This is a genomic window from Streptomyces arenae (assembly GCF_022343545.1).
Lineage (GTDB): Bacteria > Actinomycetota > Actinomycetes > Streptomycetales > Streptomycetaceae > Streptomyces > Streptomyces humi.
On sequence record NZ_JAKQYH010000019.1, the window covers coordinates 1 to 15,812 of the forward strand.

A 15,812-nucleotide genomic window follows, 5' to 3' on the forward strand; every position below is an offset into this window, starting at 1 on the left:
CGGGACGGGACGCGGGCCGGAGGCGGCCGGCGCGGGGGTGACCGGAGCCGGAGCCGCGGGAGCCGCCGGGGCCGCGGGTGCGGCCGGGGGCTGCGGGGCAGCCGGACGCGGGGCACCCGGCTTCGGGGCACCCGGACGGGCCGACTGCGCCGGAGAGGGCGCGCCGGGCTTGGGGGCCGCCTTGCGCGGGGCGGGCTTACCGCTGCCGCCGCCCTGGAGGGCGTCGGTCAGCTTGCGTACAACGGGCGCCTCGATCGTCGAGGACGCCGAACGGACGAATTCACCGAGTTCCTGGAGCTTGGCCATGACGACCTTGCTCTCAACCCCGAACTCCTTGGCGAGTTCGTATACCCGGACCTTAGCCACTTCGCTCCTTTTAGGTCCGGGTGCGTCCGGACCGTCGCTACTTCATGGGCGTACTCATCGCGTGCTCATCGAGTGCTCATCGCAATCTCGACCTACTTCCAACTCGCGGGGTACCAGAGCCGCACGGACGTTCCGTACGACGCTTCTTACGGTGTTACTGCTCGACGTACCGGCGCAACGCCTTTACGTCCAGCGGACCCGGGACGCGCAGCGCCCGCGGGAGTGCCCGGCGGCGCACCGCCTGGTCCAGACAGACCTGGACGGGGTGTACATATGCACCCCGGCCGGGCAGCGTACCGCGAGGATCGGGGACGCATTCGTCCTCGACCGCCACGATCCGCAGCAGTTCGGTCTTGGCCGCTCGCTGCCTGCACCCCACACAGGTGCGCTCAGGGCATGCGCGGGCACGCGTCCGGCCAGACACTGCTAAGTCTACCTCCCCGTACCGACCTCACCCCTTCGGGGCAAAGATCGAACGGCCATTGTCGTAATCCAAGCCACCTGCGGCTTGGAACTATTCCCCCCGTCCGGGTGAACCCCGGACGGGACGGGAGCCGTACCCCGTGATCCGTCCGGGGCTCGGGCGGTGCTCTACTCGGTCACCTGTTCGACATCCGGGCGGATGTCGATGCGCCAGCCGGTGAGACGGGCGGCGAGACGGGCGTTCTGCCCCTCTTTGCCGATCGCCAGCGACAGCTGGTAGTCCGGAACGGTCACCCGGGCGGACCGGGACGCCAGGTCCACGACCTCGACCTTCGAGACCCGGGCCGGGGACAGCGCGTTCGCCACCATCTCGGCCGGGTCGTCCGACCAGTCGACGATGTCGATCTTCTCGCCGTTCAGCTCGCCCATCACGTTGCGGACCCGGCCGCCCATGGGGCCGATGCAGGCGCCCTTGGCGTTCAGGCCCGAACGGGTGGAACGGACCGCGATCTTCGTCCGGTGACCGGCCTCCCGGGCGATGGCGGCGATCTCGACGGACCCGTCGGCGATCTCCGGCACCTCGAGCGCGAAGAGCTTCTTCACCAGGTTCGGGTGGGTACGGGAGAGGGTCACCGAGGGGCCGCGGACGCCCTTCGCCACCCGTACGACGTACGACCGCAGCCGCAGCCCGTGCGCGTAGCTCTCGCCGGGCACCTGCTCCTGCACCGGCAGGATGGCCTCCAGCTTGCCGATGTCGACCAGCACGTTCTTCGGGTCGCGGCCCTGCTGCACGACACCGGTCACGATGTCGCCCTCACGGCCGGCGTACTCGCCGAGCGTCGCGTCGTCCTCGGCGTCGCGCAGCCGCTGCAGGATCACCTGCTTGGCGGTGGTGGCGGCGATCCGCCCGAAGTCCGACGGGGTGTCGTCGAACTCGCGCGGCTCCTGCCCCTCCTCCAGGTCCTCGGGATCCTCCTTCGCCCACACGGTCACATGCCCGGTCTCCCGGTCGAGCTTCACGCGCGCGTGTCGGCGGCTTCCCTCGGTGCGGTGGTAGGCGATGAGGAGGGCCGACTCGATCGCCTCGACCAGCAGGTCGAAGGAGATCTCCTTCTCCCGAACCAAGCCCCGCAGGGCGCTCATGTCGATGTCCACGGCTACGCCTCCTCTTCCTTCTCGTTCTTCTCGTTCTTGTCCTTGCGGTTGAACTCGACCTGCACGCGCGCCTTGTCGATGTCGGCGAAGGCGAGTCTGCGCGCGGTGGCCTTGCGGCCCTTGACGCCGGGCACCTCGAGGTCGATGCCCTCGTCGTCGACGCCCAGGATCCTGGCGACCAGTTCCCCGCCCTCGGCGAGCTGGAACCTCACCAGCCGGTCCACGGCCCGCACGTAGTGGCGGTGCTCCTTGAGGAGGCGCTCCGCGCCGGGGGTACCGACCTCGAGGGTGTACTCCCCCTCGCCCATCGCGTCGCTGTCGTCGAGCTTCGCCGAGAGCTCACGGCTCACATCGGCGATCTGGTCCAGGTCGGCCCCGGTGTCCGAGTCGACGACGACGCGCAGCACCCGCTTGCGTCCGACGGAGTCCACGGCGATCTCTTCGAGATCCAGTCCCTGGGAGGTGACGAGCGGTTCCAGGAGCTCTCGCAGCCTCTCGCTCTGGGTGGTGCTCATCCGGGTGACTCCTCGGCCGCGTGTGCTGTTGTGGGATGGGTCGCGTGTCTGGTCAAAGCGTATCGGGTCGTGAGGTGTGTTGCGTCCTGCCCCGGGCGGCCGGCCGCACCCCCTGACCGCTTGCGCGCGAGGGTGACGAGCCGGTGACGCCGGTTGACCGGATGCGCGGGTAACGTGATCACCGCGGGGTGCCCGCCCGCCCGTGTGTTCGTACGAGCCCCCCGAGGACGTCAGCCGTGCCGTTGCCCCCGTCGCCGCGTACCCGCTCGGGAGTACGCAGAAGGAGCCTGATCGTTTCAGCGGCCGCGGCGGCCGCGCTGGCCGGCTGCTCCACCGGCTCCGACTCCGCCGGTACCGCCGGCACCCCGTCGGTCTCCATGCGGGCACGCGCGCGTGCGGCCCGGGACAGCAGGGCGCTGCTCGCGCGGTACGACGCCGTGCTCGCCGTCCATCCGGCGCTCGCGGAGCGGTTGCGGCCGCTGCGCGCGGAGGTGGCGGCACACGCGGCGGCATTCGAGGAAGGTTCCGATCCGGCAACGGCATCGCCGACATCGACATCCCCAACGGCAACGGCTTCGGCTTCGGCTTCGCTCCCGGCAGCCGGTTCGTCGGCGTCGCCGTCCGCCGCGGCCTCCCCCGCGGTACCGGCCGACGCGCAGGCCGCGCTCGCCGTGCTGGCCACCGCCGAACGGACCCTCGCCGATCAGCGGGCCAAGGCACTCCTGGACGTGCCGGGCGAGCTGGCACGGCTGCTGGCCGGGGTGGCGGCGGCCGGGGCCGGGCACGCGTACCTCCTGACGAAGGGTGACAAGTGAGCGACGAGGCCAGGGCGGGCGTGCTCAAGGCGCTCCAGGCGGCGCTGGCGGCCGAGCACGCGGCGGTGTACGGCTACGGTGTCGTCGGCGGCCGGGTGGGCGCGCGGCGGCTGGCCGAGGCGCGTGCCGCCTACGACGCGCACCGGTCCGGCCGGGACGCGCTGGCCCGCGAGGTGCGGGACCTGGGCGGTGAGCCGGTGGCCGCGAGCGCCGCGTACGCGCTGCCGTTCGCGGTGAGCGATGCGGCGACGGCCGTACGGCTCGCCGCGGAACTGGAGGACCGGGTCGCCGACGTGTACTCCGACCTGGTCCGGGCCTCCTCGGGCACCCGGCGCGGCTCGGCGGCCGGGGCGCTGCGGGAGGCCGCGGTGCGGGCGGTGCGCTGGCGCGGGGAGAGCGTAGCCTTCCCTGGGCTCGCCGAGCGGGGCGCGCCGCTGGGGCAGGCCGGCGGTTCGGCCTCGCCCACGGCTTCGGCGACTCCCTGACGCTCCATGGTGCCCCCCGGCGCTCCCTGGCACCGGCCGGCACTGGCCGGCACTGGCTGGCACTGGCTGGCACTGGCTGGCTCTCATTGGCACCGATGGGGCACTTCCCGGCAGAGGAAAGGAATGACTCGCGTATGGCTTTCGAACCGCCGCGGCGCTTGGTGAAGGCGCTCGGTGAGACGGCGCCGGACGGTGACGAGTGGCTGGCAGAGCTGCCGGATGCGGTGGAACGGGCCGTCACGCAACGCGAGTTGACCGTGGAACGGGTGCAGGTGCCGGGCGGCCGCAGCAGTCTCGTACTGCTGGTGCGGCGCGCGGACGGGACACCGGCGGTGCTCAAGCTCGCGCCGCGGCGGGCCCGGCCGGAGAGCGAGGCGGCGGCCCTCGCTCACTGGGGTGGGCTGGGGGCGGTACGGCTCCTGGAGGACGACGCGGCCGCGGGGGTGCTGTTGCTGGAGCGGCTGCACCCGGAGGTGTCGGTGCGGTCGCTGGCGGAGGCGAAGGCGCTGCTGGAGGCCGCCGGGACGTTGCGGCGGCTCTGGGTGGAACCGCCGTCCGGGCACGTGTTCGAGACCGTGGCCGAGCGGACGGGACGGCAGGCGGCGGCGATGGCCGCGGCGGCCGGGGACCCGGACGTGGCCCCGCTGGTCGCGGGGGCGCTCGCCGCCCGGGAGGAGCTGCTGGCCGCCGAGCCGGAGCGGCGGTTGCTGCACGGCACGTTCCGGCAGAGCAAGGTGCTGGCCGGGGAGCGGTTGCCGTGGCTGGCGGTGGGGCCGGATCCGGTGGTCGGGGAGTGTGCGTTCGATCTGGCGCGGCTCGTGCGGGACCGGGTGGAGGATCTGATCGCCTCGCCGTCGGGGGCGTCGATCACTCGGCGGCGGATCAAGCGGCTCGCGGAGTCGCTGGAGGTGGATCAGGAGCGGCTGCGGGGGTGGACGCTGTTCCGGGCCGTGGAGTCGGGAGTGCGGGCGCTTCGCGTGGGGCGGCCGCGGGATGCGGAGCTGTTGCTTGAGTTCGCCGGGTGGGTTTGACGGTTTCGGGTGCGGGCCCGGTGGGGGCCGGTCGCGCCCACGCGGCGGAGCCGCACATCAGATGCAGCCCCGCGTCCCCAGGGAATCACTCCTCCCCTAGTTTCAGGGCCAGGACCGGGCAGGCTGACGCTGCTCTGCGGGCTCGTTTGCGGGTGCGCGGTGGGACGGGGCGGCCGTCGACCAAGGGGTAGCCCCATTCGTCCAAGGTGATGTGCTCGGGCAGCAGCTCCGCGCACAGGCCGTGGGCCCGGCAGGACGTCCAGTCGATGGCTATGTGCTGGTCCATGTCAGCCCTTCTCAGTGGGTACGGGGAGGAGAGGGGTGCGGTCGGTCGCGGTGCAGTGGCCGTTCGCGTGGGCGTCGAGTTCCGTCGCGAAGGTCGTGAGCGCGCTGCGGACCAGACGGGTCGTGCCGTCGGGGTGGTGGCAGGCGCCCCGGCCCTCGACGAGGCCCGCCCAGCGGGAGATGTCGGAACGGGCGTGGCCCTGCGGGCCGGGTCCGGCCAGGGTCTGGAAGGCCGCGGCGATGCGCGGCAGGCCGTTGAGGCAGGGGCCGCACCGGCCCGCCGACTGGAGCGCCAGGTAGCGCAGGATCCGGGCGGTCTCGGTCACACCGCAGCGGTCGGCGGGGAGGGCGGCCAGCACACCGGCGCCCAGGTAGGCCGGCGAGAGCGGGACCCGGGCGGCCTCTGCGGCCGGGATCCAGGTGCCGTGGTAGCCGCCGACCAGCGCCGCGGACGCGCCGTCCAGGGGCAGGAGCCGGCCCACCGGCATGCCGAACGGGGCCTCCACCACCCGGACTTCACGGCTCGCCGTGTGCAGGGTGCACAGGGCGCTGCCCGGTTCCGCGGGGGTGCCGGCCGAGCGGAACCAGTCGGCGCCGTAGCGGACGACCAGGGCGAGGTGGGCCAGGGTCTCGACGTTCTGGACCAGGGTGGGGGCCCGGCCCACCCCGCGTTCGCGGACCGGCGGGACCGGGTGCGTGGGGCGGGCCGGGCCGCCGGAGAGGTACTGGACGAGGGCCGAGGCCTGGCCGGAGAGGAAGCCGGCGGGCAGTCGTACGACCTGCACGCGGAGCGGGTCGCGGCGCTGGGCGAGGGCCGACTCCAGATAGGAGGCACCGTCCTCGACGGCGAGGTACGCCTCCTCCGCACCGATCGCCTCGGCCGCCAGCTGGAGCCCGTCCAGGACCAGATGGGGTGAGAGGCGGAGCAGGGTCCGGTCCTTGAGACTGGCCGGCTCGCTCTCCGCGCCGTTGGCGACGACGACCGGTGCCCGCCCGGTACGGCGGGCCGCGTCGGCGACCGCGGCGAACTTCCGGTGGGCCGGGAAGCCGGCCCCGCCGCGGCCGGTGAGGCCGGACGCGGCGAGAGTGCGCAGGACCGTGGCCGGATCGCCGTACGAGACCGGGCCGTAGCGCTGTTCGTGAGTGGGGAGGTCGGCCGGGGTGCCGCCGGGGGCCAGCAGCCGCGGGGACATGTGGACGTCGGCGAAGAGCATGGTCATCAGTGGGCCCCTTCGGTGTGCAGAAGCGCTGCGGGGGTCTGGCGGGAGGCGCGGACGGCATGGGCGGTGCGCACGGCGAAGGCGGTGATCACCGTCGCCACGCAGGCCACCGTCAGCCAGGTCATCCAGCCGGTGCCGGCGTCCGTGCCGATGCCGATGCCGTGGATCAGGGCGAGGGGCCAGGAGGCGTACGCCAGCCAGTGCACCGTCCGCCAGGCACGGTGCCCGAGGCGGTCGCGGAGGAGGCTGGTGACCAGGACCGCGAGCAGCAGGTCGAAGGCGACGGTGCCGAGGCCGAGCCAGAGCGGCTGGTAGTCGGAGACGAAGGGGACGAGGGCGTCGGCCATCGTGATGTCCACGTAGCCGTCGACGACCGCCACCGCGATGTGCAGGAACAGGAATGCAGTGGCCGACAGGGAGAGCGTGCGGTGCAGGGAGACCGTGCCGAAGCGCGGCAGGCCGGGGAGGCGGGTCCGGAGGCGGACGGCGATGCCGAGCAGGACGACCACGGTGAAGAGGACCAGGCAGACGGCGCCGGTGGCCCGGTTGGCGTACCAGAGGGTCTCCGAGGTCATGCCGCGGCCTCCGGTGCGACGGCGGAGGTGGGCCAGCCCGGGGTGGTGACGACCGTGCCGTCGTGCGCGACCAGGCGGGCCGGCAGTCCGAGCCGGGTCAGCCAGCGTTCCGCGCCCGCGCCCTTGACCAGGGCCGCCGTGGTCGCCGCGTTGGCGTCGGCGCAGTCGGCGGCGGCCACCGAGACGGTGCGCCACGGGGAGCGGACCGGCAGTCCGGTGCGCGGGTCGACGATGTGGTGGAGGTGATGACCGCCGCGCCGCCAGCGGCGGGCGGCGGTACCGGAGGTGGCGAGGCCTCCAAAGCGCAGCCCGACGGTGTCGTACGACCCCTCGGCGGGCGTCTCGTCGACCGCGCCGGTGACGTCCTGGACGCGGATCTGCCAGCCGCCCCCCGGGGCCTCGCCCGCGACGGCGGTGTCACCGCCGAGGCTCACCAGCACCCCGCAGCCGGCCGCTCCCGCCAGCATCCGCACCGCCCGGTCGGCGGCCCAGGCCTTGGCCGTGGCGCCCAGGTCGAGGCGGACGCCCTCGGGGACGCTGACCGTGCCGGTCGCACGGTCGAGGCTGACCGCGCGCCAGCCGGGGGCGCGCCGCACCCGCAGCGAGACCGGGCGGTCGTCCTCACGGACGAGGGTGAAGTCGCGGTCGTAGCCGATCGCGGTCATCGCCGAGCCGATCGTGGGGTCCACCGCGCCGTCGGTCGCCTCGGCGGCGCGCAGCGCTACCGCGAGCGCCTCGGCGAGCAGCGGGCTGACCCGGACCGGGCGGCCGCCGGCGGTGTCCAGGGCGGCGAGTTCGGAGTCGGTGCGGAACCGGCTGCAGGCCGCGTCCACCTCGGCGAGCTGCCGGGCGAGGAGCAGGTTGCAGGAGCCCAGCAGGGCCGGGTCGGTGACGACCAGGCGGACGGTGGTGCCGAGAGCGCGCCAGTCGGCGGCGGCCGTGGGGCGCTGGGCGCGGACGGTCATGACGCCCCCGAGGTGGCGTCGGTGGAGCCGCTGCCGGAGGTGAGGCCGCCGGAGGAGGACTGGAGGTCCGAGGACGACGATGAGGACGATGACGACGACGATGAGGTCGACGACGAGGATGACGACGACGAGGGTGAAGCGCTCGCTGAATCGGTCGACTTGGCGCTCGACGAGGACGAACTGTCCGTGCCGGAGCCGGAGTCGGAGCTGCTGGACGTCGTGCCCGTGTTGCCGCTCGCCGTCGTGTCGGCGTCCGACTGCATGGTGCCGACCAGGGCGAACACCCCGGCCGCCGCGGCGAGTGTGACCGCCGCCGCCAGCGCCGCCGTGCGCCGGGTGCCGCGGCGGACCGCCGCGGCCGCGCCCCTGTCCCCCGGCCGGTCCCCTCGGGGACTGTGCTGTGCTCTCCCGGTCATGACCGATCCCCTCCCACGTGACTCTCTGTCACGCATCACGTTCGGGGACCGCCCTGAGAGAAACCTGTGAGGCAGCCCTAGGGATCGGAAGAACTGTCTGAGACGTTCCTGAAAAGCCGCGAGGGCCGCCGGTGGGTCACCCCGGCGGCCCTCGCGGGACGAGTCATGTCAGACGGCGGTCAGGCGGGCGATCGCCTCGTCCACCGTCAGCTCCTCGCGCTCGCCCGTCTTGCGGTCCTTCAGCTCCAGCACACCCTCACCGGAGCGGCGGCCCGCGACCAGGATCTGCGGTACGCCGATCAGCTCCGCGTCGGTGAACTTCACGCCCGGGGAGACCCCGGCGCGGTCGTCGACCAGGACACGCAGGCCGGCCTCCCGCAGCCGCTCGGAGACGTCCAGGGCGAGTTCGGTCTGGAGGGCCTTGCCGGCGGCGACCACGTGCACGTCGGCCGGGGCGATCTCCCGGGACCACACCAGGCCGTGCTCGTCGGCGGTCTGCTCGGCGAGCGCGGCGACCGCGCGGGAGACGCCGATGCCGTAGGAACCCATGGTGACGCGGACCGGCTTGCCGTTCTGGCCGAGGACGTCGAGCTTGAGGGCGTCGGCGTACTTGCGGCCGAGCTGGAAGATGTGACCGATCTCGATGGCACGGTCCAGCCTGAGGCCGGTGCCGCACTTCGGGCAGGGGTCGCCTTCCAGTACGACGACGACGTCGACGTACTCGTCCACGGTGAAGTCACGGTCCGCCACGACGTTCTTCGCGTGCGTGCCCGGCTTGTTGGCACCGGTGATCCAGGAGGTGCCGGGGGCCACCCGCGGGTCGGCGACGTACCTGACCTTCTCACCGAGCCCCTGCGGGCCCACGTAACCGCGGACCAGGTCGGGACGGCCGGCGAAGTCGGTCTCGGTGACCAGCTCGACGGCGGCCGGGGCGAAGTGCTCCTCGACCTTGCCCATGTCGACCTCACGGTCCCCCGGGACGCCGATGGCCACGATCTCCCCGTCGACCTTCACCAGGAGGTTCTTCAGGGTCTCGGAGGCCTGGACGCCGAGGTGGGCGGCGAGGGTCTCGATGGTCGGGGTGTCCGGGGTCGGGATCTCCTCGAGCGCGGGCACGTCAGTGGCGTCGACCGGCTTCAGCGAGTACGAGATCGCCTCGGTGTTCGCCGCGAAGTCGCAGTTCGGGCAGTCGGCGAAGGTGTCCTCGCCGGCCTCGGCCGGGGCCAGGAACTCCTCCGACTTCGAGCCGCCCATGGCGCCGGCCGTGGCGGCGACGATGCGGTAGTCGAGGCCGAGGCGCTCGAAGATCCGCTGGTAGGCCTGGCGGTGCAGGGCGTAGGAACGGGCCAGGCCGTCGTCGTCCAGGTCGAAGGAGTAGGAGTCCTTCATCAGGAACTCCCGGCCGCGCAGGATGCCGGCCCGCGGGCGGGCCTCGTCCCGGTACTTGCTCTGGATCTGGTAGAGGATGACCGGCAGGTCCTTGTAGGAGGACGCCTGGTCCTTCACCAGCAGGGTGAAGATCTCCTCGTGGGTCGGGCCGAGCAGGTAGTCGCCGCCCTTGCGGTCCTGGAGGCGGAACAGCTCGGCGCCGTACTCGTCCCAGCGGCCGGTCGCCTCGTACGGCTCCCGGGGCAGGAGGGCCGGGAGCAGCACCTCCTGGGCGCCGATCGCGTCCATCTCCTCGCGGACGACCCGCTCGATGTTGGACAGCACCTTCAGGCCGAGCGGCAGCCACGACCAGATGCCGGCGGCGGTGCGGCGGACGTAGCCGGCGCGGACGAGGAGCTTGTGGCTGAGGACCTCGGCGTCGGCCGGGTCGTCACGCAGCGTCTTCGCCAACAACTGGGACATGCGTTGGACCGGTGCGTTCGCCATGTTTCCTGTGCTCCTGCCGATGGGGGTCCCCCGCTCGGGCGGCCCGAGAGCGAGGGAGGTGTATGGCAGGAGGTTAGCCGGGCTTGCTGTGCCGGTGGAAATCCGTTAACGGCGACGGAGCGGCAGGGGGGCGCCCATCACGGCGTACGGCTTGGCGGCGCTGGGGAAGTGGACCTGGCGGGCGAGGTCGACGTAGCCGAGGGAGTGGTAGAGGCCGCGGGCCGGGCTGTCGGTGTCGATCGCGGAGAGGATCGAGCGGGGTTCGGCGGCGCCGTCGGTGATCATCGTGATCAGGCGGCGGCCGACGCCGCGGTTCTGGTGGTGCGGGTGCACATGGAGCTCGGTGATCACGAAGGAGTCGTCGAGCCAGTCGGCGTGGCCGTGCGCGCGGAGGTAGGGCTCCACGACGGTGGACCACCAGTGTGCGCGGGAGTTGGGCATGCCGTAGACGAACCCGACGAGCCGGCCTTCGGCCGTCGCGCCGAGGGCCCGTGCCCCGGGGTACTGCATGTGGCGGAGGACGATCTGGCGGCGGACCGCCACCTCGTCGGGGCCGAGACCGAAGGCGACCGCCTGGACTGCCAGGGCCTCGTCTACGTGGGAGGGGAGGTCCAGGGGGCCGATCACGAGGGTCATGTGGGGGAGGGTACAGGGGGGTCGGCAGAGCCGCCGGAGGGGAGCCGTCAGAACAGCACGCTCATGAACGCGCCGACCTCCTGGAAGCCCACCCGCAGGTAGGTCCTTCGCGCGGCCGTGTTGAAGTCGTTGACGTAGAGACTGACCACCGGGGCCACGTCGGCGAGCGCGTAGCGGAGCACCGCTGCCATCGCGGGGGCCGCCAGGCCCTGGCCGCGGTACTCGGGGGCCACCCAGACGCCCTGGATCTGGCAGGCCTCGGCCGTCGCCGCGCCGATCTCCGCCTTGAAGACGACCTTGCCGTGTTCGTCGAGGCGGGCGAACGAGCGGCCGGAGCCGACCAGTTCGGCGACCCTCGCCTGGTAGAGGAGGCCGCCGTCACCGGCGAGCGGGGAGACGCCCACCTCCTCGGTGAACATGGCCACGCAGGCCGGCATGATCGCCTCCATCTCGTCCTTGCGGATGCGGCGGACGTACGGATCCGGGGCGGTGCCGGCGGGCATGCGGTCGGTGACCATCAGGGGCTGGTGGGCGCGGACGTCGCGGGCCGGGCCCCAGTGCGGTTCCAGGAGGCGCCACAGCTGGGCGGTCGGCTCGGCGGGACCGACGATGGAGGAGCAGCGGCGGCCCGCCCTGCGGGCGCGGTCGGCGAAGGAGCGGATCGCACGCGGGGTGGCGCAGATCGGGACGAGGTTGGCGCCCGCGTAGCAGAGGGACGTGAGCATGCCGTCCTCGTACCAGCCCCACATCTCGCCGCCGAGGCGCCAGGGGTCGAGGCCGGCCACCTGGACACGGGAAGTCACGAAGGCGTTCGCGACCGGCTCGCGGTCGAGTACCGCGAGCGCGGCGTCCAGGTCGCTCGGTTCGAGCACCCGTGAGGTGGTCTGCGTCAACACGTGCGGGGCCTCACGCTGAGGGGTTCTGCTTGATCTCCGCACTGTACCTGCGGAAGCTGAGCGGTGCCGCCCCGGTGTGGGTTGCCCTTGGCTGGTTGGTGCCGTCAGTCGTGGTGACCTTGTTCAAGCGCCTACGAGCCCGGGGGGTTCTACAGGTGGGCGGGTGCCGGTCGTGTGTGGCTGGTCGCGCAGTTCCCCGCGCCCCTTTCGGGGCGCTTCCCTCCCGGCGCTTTCAGGTCAGCCCGCCACCGACACCGTCGGTTCGCCGGACTCCGTGCCCGTGGCCTCCATCTGTTCGGCCAGCTTCATGGCCTCCTCGATGAGGGTTTCCACGATCTTGGACTCGGGGACCGTCTTGATGACCTCGCCCTTGACGAAGATCTGGCCCTTGCCGTTGCCGGAGGCGACGCCGAGGTCGGCCTCGCGGGCCTCGCCGGGGCCGTTGACGACGCAGCCCATGACGGCGACCCGGAGGGGGACCTCCATGCCGGTGAGGCCCGCGGTGACCTCCTCGGCCAGCTTGTAGACGTCGACCTGGGCGCGGCCGCAGGACGGGCAGGAGACGATCTCCAGGCCGCGCTGCTTGAGGTTGAGGGACTCCAGGATCTGGTTGCCGACCTTGACCTCCTCGACGGGAGGCGCGGAGAGCGAGACGCGGATGGTGTCGCCGATGCCCTGGGAGAGGAGGGCGCCGAAGGCGACGGCCGACTTGATGGTGCCCTGGAAGGCCGGGCCCGCCTCGGTCACACCGAGGTGCAGCGGGTAGTCGCACTGGGCGGCGAGCTGCCGGTACGCCTCGATCATCACGACCGGGTCGTTGTGCTTCACGGAGATCTTGATGTCCCGGAAGTCGTGCTCCTCGAAGAGGGACGCCTCCCACAGCGCCGACTCGACCAGCGCCTCGGGGGTCGCCTTGCCGTACTTCTGGAGCAGCCGGCGGTCCAGGGAACCGGCGTTGACACCGATACGGATCGGCGTGCCGTGGTCCTTCGCCGCCTTCGCGATCTCCTTGACCTTGTCGTCGAACTGCTTGATGTTGCCCGGGTTCACACGCACCGCCGCACAGCCGGCCTCGATCGCCGCGAACACGTACTTCGGCTGGAAGTGGATGTCCGCGATGACCGGGATCTGCGACTTCCTCGCGATGGTCGCGAGGGCGTCCGCGTCGTCCTGCGTGGGACAGGCCACCCGGACGATCTGGCAGCCGGACGCCGTCAGCTCGGCGATCTGCTGGAGGGTGGCGCCGATGTCGGACGTACGGGTCGTGGTCATCGACTGGACCGAGACCGGGGCGTCCCCGCCGACCGCCACGGAGCCGACCTGGATCTGCCGGCTCTTCCGGCGCTCGGCGAGCTTGGTCGGAACGGACGGCATGCCGAGAGAAATCGCAGTCATCTGCTGTGCAACCCCAAGTCGTGGATCTAGGTCCAGGTCCCGTCGTAGGCGGGTTCCAGGCTTCGAGATTACGGCACCGGCACAGTCGCGAGCACATCCCCCACCCGTAAACCCACTCGATGGAAGCGGCCCGGAACAAAGCGTTCCGGGCCGCCTCGAACAACGCGTGGCTAGGAGATTTTCACCGGGTTAACTACATCCGCGACCAGGACGAGCAAGGTGAAGCAGATGAAGATGCTGGCCACGACGTAGGCGACCGGCATCAGTTTCGCCACGTCGAACGGGCCCGGGTCCGGGCGGCGGAGCACCTTGGCCAGGTTCCGGCGCAGGGATTCCCACAGGGCGCCCGCGATGTGGCCGCCGTCCAGCGGCAGCAGCGGGAGCATGTTGAAGAGGAACAGGGAGAGGTTGAAGCCGGCCACCAGCATCAGGGCCATCGCCAGCTGCTCGGTGGGCGGGATGTCCAGGGTGAAGATCTCCCCGCCGACGCGCGCCGCGCCGACCACGCCCATCGGGGAGTCCGGCTGGCGGGGCGCCCCGTCGAAGGCCGCGTCCCACAGGGCCGGGATCTTGCCGGGCAGGCTCGCGATGGAGTCGACGGCCTCGCCGAGGCGGTCGCCCATCCACGTCACCGACTCGCCGAAGTCCTGGCGGACGATGCCGGTCGCGGCGCTGAAGCCGAGGAAGCCGGCGGTGACGTACTGGCCCTGGACGATCTGGCCGCTGGAGTCCTTCTTGGCGACCTGGTTGGTGGCGATCTTCGCGTGCAGGGTGAGGTCCTGGCCCTTGCGGTCGACGACGATCGCGACCTCCTTGCCGGGGGCGGACCGGATCAGGTCGGAGAGCTGGTTCCAGCTGGTGGTCTCGACACCGTCGAAGGAGAGGATCTTGTCGCCCGCCTTGAGGCCCGCGGCGGCGGCCGGGGCGGCCGCGTCGGAGTTCTTACAGGTGTCGCGGTTCTCGCTCTGGGCGATCACGCACTGGGAGACCGAGCTGACCGTGGTGGTCTGCTGGCTGATGCCGAAGCCCATCAGGACGGTGAGGAACAGCGCCACCGCCAGGACCAGGTTCATGAACGGGCCCGCGAACATCACGATGACGCGTTTCCAGGGGGCGCGCGTGTAGAAGAGGCGGGTCTCGTCGCCGGGCTTGAGCTCCTCGAAGGCGGCCGACCGGGCGTCCTCGATCATGCTGCGCCAGGGCGAGGTGGAGCGGGCGGTGATGCGGCCGTCGGCGCCGGGCGGGAACATGCCGATCATGCGGATGTAGCCGCCGAGCGGGATGGCCTTGATCCCGTACTCGGTGTCGCCCTTGTGCCGCGACCAGATGGTCGGGCCGAAGCCGACCATGTACTGCGGGACCCGGATGCCGAAGAGCTTGGCGGTGGAAAGATGCCCCAGCTCGTGCCAGGCGATCGAGACCAGCAGGCCGACCACGAAGACGACTATGCCGAGGATCATCATCAGGGCTGTCATGCACGCGCCTCCGCGGTCGCCTTCAGTGCTGTCAGTTCCCGGGCCCGGGCCCGTGCCCAGGTCTCCGCTTCGAGGACGTCCGGCACGGTGAGCGAAGTTCCCGTTCGAGGGGTGCCGTGTTCCTCGACCACCCGGGTGACGGTCTCCATGATCCCGTTGAAGGGCAGCAGACCGCTCCGGAAGGCCTCGACGCATTCCTCGTTGGCCGCATTGAACACCGCCGGGGCGGTGCCCGCGAGCTCTCCGACGTGCCGGGCGAGGTTCACGGACGGGAAGGCCTCGTTGTCCAGCGGGAAGAACTCCCAGGTGGAGGCCTTGCTCCAGTCGAAGGCGGGCGCCGCGTCGGGCACCCGTTCGGGCCAGCCGAGACCGATGGCGATCGGCCCCCGCATGTCGGGGGGCGTCGCCTGCGCGATCGTGGATCCGTCCGTGAACTCGACCATCGAGTGGACATACGACTGTGGATGCACGACCACCTCAATGCGGTCGAAGGGAATGTCGTAGAGGAGGTGTGCCTCGATCACTTCCAGGCCCTTGTTCACCAGGGTCGCGGAGTTGATCGTGATGACCGGGCCCATCGCCCAGGTGGGGTGGGCCAGCGCGTCCTCGACGGTGACGTTCGCCAGTTCGGCCTTGGTACGGCCGCGGAAGGGACCGCCGGAGGCCGTGACGACCAGTTTGCGGACGTCGGCCCGGGTGCCGGCCGCGAGCGACTGGAAGAGCGCCGCGTGCTCGGAGTCGACGGGGATGATCTGGCCGGGCTTGGCCAGTGCCTTGACCAGCGGGCCGCCGACGATCAGCGACTCCTTGTTGGCGAGCGCGAGGGTGTGGCCCGCCTCCAGGGCGGCGAGGGTCGGCGCGAGGCCGATGGAGCCGGTGATGCCGTTGAGGACGGTGTGGCACTCCGTGGCGTCGGCCGCGGCGACCTGGGTGGCCGCGCCGGGTCCGGCGAGGATCTCGGGGAGCGGCTCTCCCGCGCCGTACCGGTGGGTCAGCGCCTCGCGCAGGGCCGGCACGACGTCCTCGCGGGCGACCGCGACGGTCCGCACGCGCAGCCGGTGCGCCTGCTCGGCAAGGAGGGCGACCCGCCCGCCGTTCGCGGACAGCGCGGTGACCCGGAAGCGGTCGGGGTTGCGCAGTACGAGGTCGATGGCCTGGGTGCCGATGGATCCGGTGGAGCCGAGGATCACCACGTCCTTGGGGCCGTCGCCCGCGAGCGGGTCGTACACGAGATGCGGGTCGGCGAGGGGGGCCGGACTGGCGGGACTGTCGGTCATCCCCCCA

18 protein-coding genes are annotated in these 15,812 nt (G+C 72.0%); 4 read left to right on the top strand and 14 right to left on the bottom strand.

The genetic code is table 11. From position 1 onward, the window contains the following. The 4 genes from MB828_RS10970 to rimP form a co-directional block, all read right to left on the bottom strand. Window positions 1-366, bottom strand: a 366-nt coding sequence (locus MB828_RS10970) for a translation initiation factor IF-2 N-terminal domain-containing protein (RefSeq protein WP_301647983.1), incomplete at its 3' end; no start/stop codon positions are given. 154 nt (window positions 367-520) lie between these two features. Continuing rightward, on the bottom strand, window positions 521-790 hold the full coding sequence (locus tag MB828_RS10975; RefSeq protein WP_071659563.1) for a YlxR family protein: 270 nt from the start codon (window positions 788-790) through the stop codon (window positions 521-523). A gap of 167 nt (window positions 791-957) precedes the next feature. Next, a complete protein-coding gene (nusA, locus tag MB828_RS10980) occupies window positions 958-1,944 on the bottom strand; it encodes a transcription termination factor NusA (RefSeq protein WP_133029238.1) in 987 nt (328 codons plus the stop codon). Between the two features lie 2 nt (window positions 1,945-1,946). Beyond that, the gene (gene rimP, locus MB828_RS10985) at window positions 1,947-2,459 is read right to left on the bottom strand and encodes a ribosome maturation factor RimP (RefSeq protein WP_133029239.1); all 513 of its coding nucleotides are present in this window, start codon (window positions 2,457-2,459) and stop codon (window positions 1,947-1,949) included. A gap of 236 nt (window positions 2,460-2,695) precedes the next feature. Between rimP and MB828_RS10990 the strand changes: the two genes are divergently transcribed. The 3 genes from MB828_RS10990 to MB828_RS11000 all read left to right on the top strand — a co-directional run bounded on the left by MB828_RS10990 (window position 2,696) and on the right by MB828_RS11000 (window position 4,790). Then, entirely contained in the window at window positions 2,696-3,274 is a 579-nt protein-coding gene (locus MB828_RS10990; protein WP_301647984.1) for a hypothetical protein, read from the top strand. Continuing rightward, complete coding sequence (locus MB828_RS10995) at window positions 3,271-3,759, top strand: DUF4439 domain-containing protein (RefSeq protein ID WP_301647985.1); 489 nt, start codon at window positions 3,271-3,273, stop codon at window positions 3,757-3,759. The genes MB828_RS10990 and MB828_RS10995 overlap by 4 nt, the downstream gene beginning before the upstream one ends. 134 nt (window positions 3,760-3,893) lie before the next feature. Beyond that, entirely contained in the window at window positions 3,894-4,790 is an 897-nt protein-coding gene (locus tag MB828_RS11000; protein WP_301647986.1) for an aminoglycoside phosphotransferase family protein, read from the top strand. 85 nt (window positions 4,791-4,875) lie between these two features. Here MB828_RS11000 and MB828_RS11005 read toward each other — a convergent pair whose 3' ends face one another. The 4 genes from MB828_RS11005 to MB828_RS11020 are packed head-to-tail and all read right to left on the bottom strand — an operon-like array spanning window position 4,876 to window position 7,835. Further along, on the bottom strand, window positions 4,876-5,076 hold the full coding sequence (locus MB828_RS11005; RefSeq protein WP_301647987.1) for a ferredoxin: 201 nt from the start codon (window positions 5,074-5,076) through the stop codon (window positions 4,876-4,878). A gap of 1 nt (window position 5,077) precedes the next feature. Then, window positions 5,078-6,295, bottom strand: a complete 1,218-nt coding sequence (locus MB828_RS11010; protein WP_301647988.1) for an NADH-ubiquinone oxidoreductase-F iron-sulfur binding region domain-containing protein — start codon at window positions 6,293-6,295, stop codon at window positions 5,078-5,080. Continuing rightward, the gene (locus tag MB828_RS11015; protein WP_301647989.1) at window positions 6,295-6,870 is read right to left on the bottom strand and encodes a ferric reductase-like transmembrane domain-containing protein; all 576 of its coding nucleotides are present in this window, start codon (window positions 6,868-6,870) and stop codon (window positions 6,295-6,297) included. Before MB828_RS11015 ends, MB828_RS11010 begins: the two co-directional genes overlap by 1 nt. Further along, window positions 6,867-7,835 (bottom strand): FAD:protein FMN transferase, encoded by a 969-nt coding sequence (locus tag MB828_RS11020; RefSeq protein WP_301647990.1) that lies wholly within the window; start codon window positions 7,833-7,835, stop codon window positions 6,867-6,869. The genes MB828_RS11015 and MB828_RS11020 overlap by 4 nt, the downstream gene beginning before the upstream one ends. Window positions 7,836-7,856: 21 nt before the next feature. Here MB828_RS11020 and MB828_RS11025 point away from each other — a divergent pair, with 21 nt between their 5' ends. Then, a complete protein-coding gene (locus MB828_RS11025) occupies window positions 7,857-8,321 on the top strand; it encodes a hypothetical protein (protein ID WP_301647991.1) in 465 nt (154 codons plus the stop codon). A 98-nt stretch (window positions 8,322-8,419) separates the two neighbouring features. Here MB828_RS11025 and MB828_RS11030 read toward each other — a convergent pair whose 3' ends face one another. The 6 genes from MB828_RS11030 to dxr all read right to left on the bottom strand — a co-directional run bounded on the left by MB828_RS11030 (window position 8,420) and on the right by dxr (window position 15,805). Beyond that, window positions 8,420-10,126, bottom strand: coding sequence for a proline--tRNA ligase (locus tag MB828_RS11030; RefSeq protein WP_301647992.1), 1,707 nt, complete (start codon window positions 10,124-10,126; stop codon window positions 8,420-8,422). Between the two features lie 105 nt (window positions 10,127-10,231). Beyond that, window positions 10,232-10,762 carry a GNAT family N-acetyltransferase gene (locus tag MB828_RS11035; RefSeq protein WP_133029249.1) on the bottom strand — a complete coding sequence of 177 codons (531 nt, stop codon included), beginning with the start codon at window positions 10,760-10,762 and terminating at the stop codon, window positions 10,232-10,234. A 47-nt stretch (window positions 10,763-10,809) separates the two neighbouring features. Continuing rightward, on the bottom strand, window positions 10,810-11,658 hold the full coding sequence (locus MB828_RS11040) for a GNAT family N-acetyltransferase (RefSeq protein WP_301647993.1): 849 nt from the start codon (window positions 11,656-11,658) through the stop codon (window positions 10,810-10,812). A 237-nt stretch (window positions 11,659-11,895) separates the two neighbouring features. Then, a complete protein-coding gene (ispG, locus tag MB828_RS11045) occupies window positions 11,896-13,053 on the bottom strand; it encodes a flavodoxin-dependent (E)-4-hydroxy-3-methylbut-2-enyl-diphosphate synthase (protein ID WP_301647994.1) in 1,158 nt (385 codons plus the stop codon). Window positions 13,054-13,223: 170 nt separating this feature from the next. Next, a complete protein-coding gene (locus MB828_RS11050; protein ID WP_301648034.1) occupies window positions 13,224-14,516 on the bottom strand; it encodes a M50 family metallopeptidase in 1,293 nt (430 codons plus the stop codon). Between the two features lie 8 nt (window positions 14,517-14,524). Beyond that, on the bottom strand, window positions 14,525-15,805 hold the full coding sequence (dxr, locus tag MB828_RS11055) for a 1-deoxy-D-xylulose-5-phosphate reductoisomerase (RefSeq protein WP_301647995.1): 1,281 nt from the start codon (window positions 15,803-15,805) through the stop codon (window positions 14,525-14,527). Window positions 15,806-15,812 lie beyond the last annotated feature (7 nt).

Coding starts and splice junctions, on each gene's coding strand:
- rimP (WP_133029239.1), bottom strand. CDS start 2,459: ATGAGCACCACCCAGAGCGAGAGGCTGCGAGAGCTCCTGGAACCGCTC.
- MB828_RS11000 (WP_301647986.1), top strand. CDS start 3,894: ATGGCTTTCGAACCGCCGCGGCGCTTGGTGAAGGCGCTCGGTGAGACG.
- MB828_RS11005 (WP_301647987.1), bottom strand. CDS start 5,076: ATGGACCAGCACATAGCCATCGACTGGACGTCCTGCCGGGCCCACGGC.
- MB828_RS11010 (WP_301647988.1), bottom strand. CDS start 6,295: ATGACCATGCTCTTCGCCGACGTCCACATGTCCCCGCGGCTGCTGGCC.
- MB828_RS11015 (WP_301647989.1), bottom strand. CDS start 6,870: ATGACCTCGGAGACCCTCTGGTACGCCAACCGGGCCACCGGCGCCGTC.
- MB828_RS11020 (WP_301647990.1), bottom strand. CDS start 7,835: ATGACCGTCCGCGCCCAGCGCCCCACGGCCGCCGCCGACTGGCGCGCT.
- MB828_RS11030 (WP_301647992.1), bottom strand. CDS start 10,126: ATGGCGAACGCACCGGTCCAACGCATGTCCCAGTTGTTGGCGAAGACG.
- MB828_RS11035 (WP_133029249.1), bottom strand. CDS start 10,762: ATGACCCTCGTGATCGGCCCCCTGGACCTCCCCTCCCACGTAGACGAG.
- ispG (WP_301647994.1), bottom strand. CDS start 13,053: ATGACTGCGATTTCTCTCGGCATGCCGTCCGTTCCGACCAAGCTCGCC.
- MB828_RS11050 (WP_301648034.1), bottom strand. CDS start 14,516: ATGATGATCCTCGGCATAGTCGTCTTCGTGGTCGGCCTGCTGGTCTCG.
- dxr (WP_301647995.1), bottom strand. CDS start 15,805: ATGACCGACAGTCCCGCCAGTCCGGCCCCCCTCGCCGACCCGCATCTC.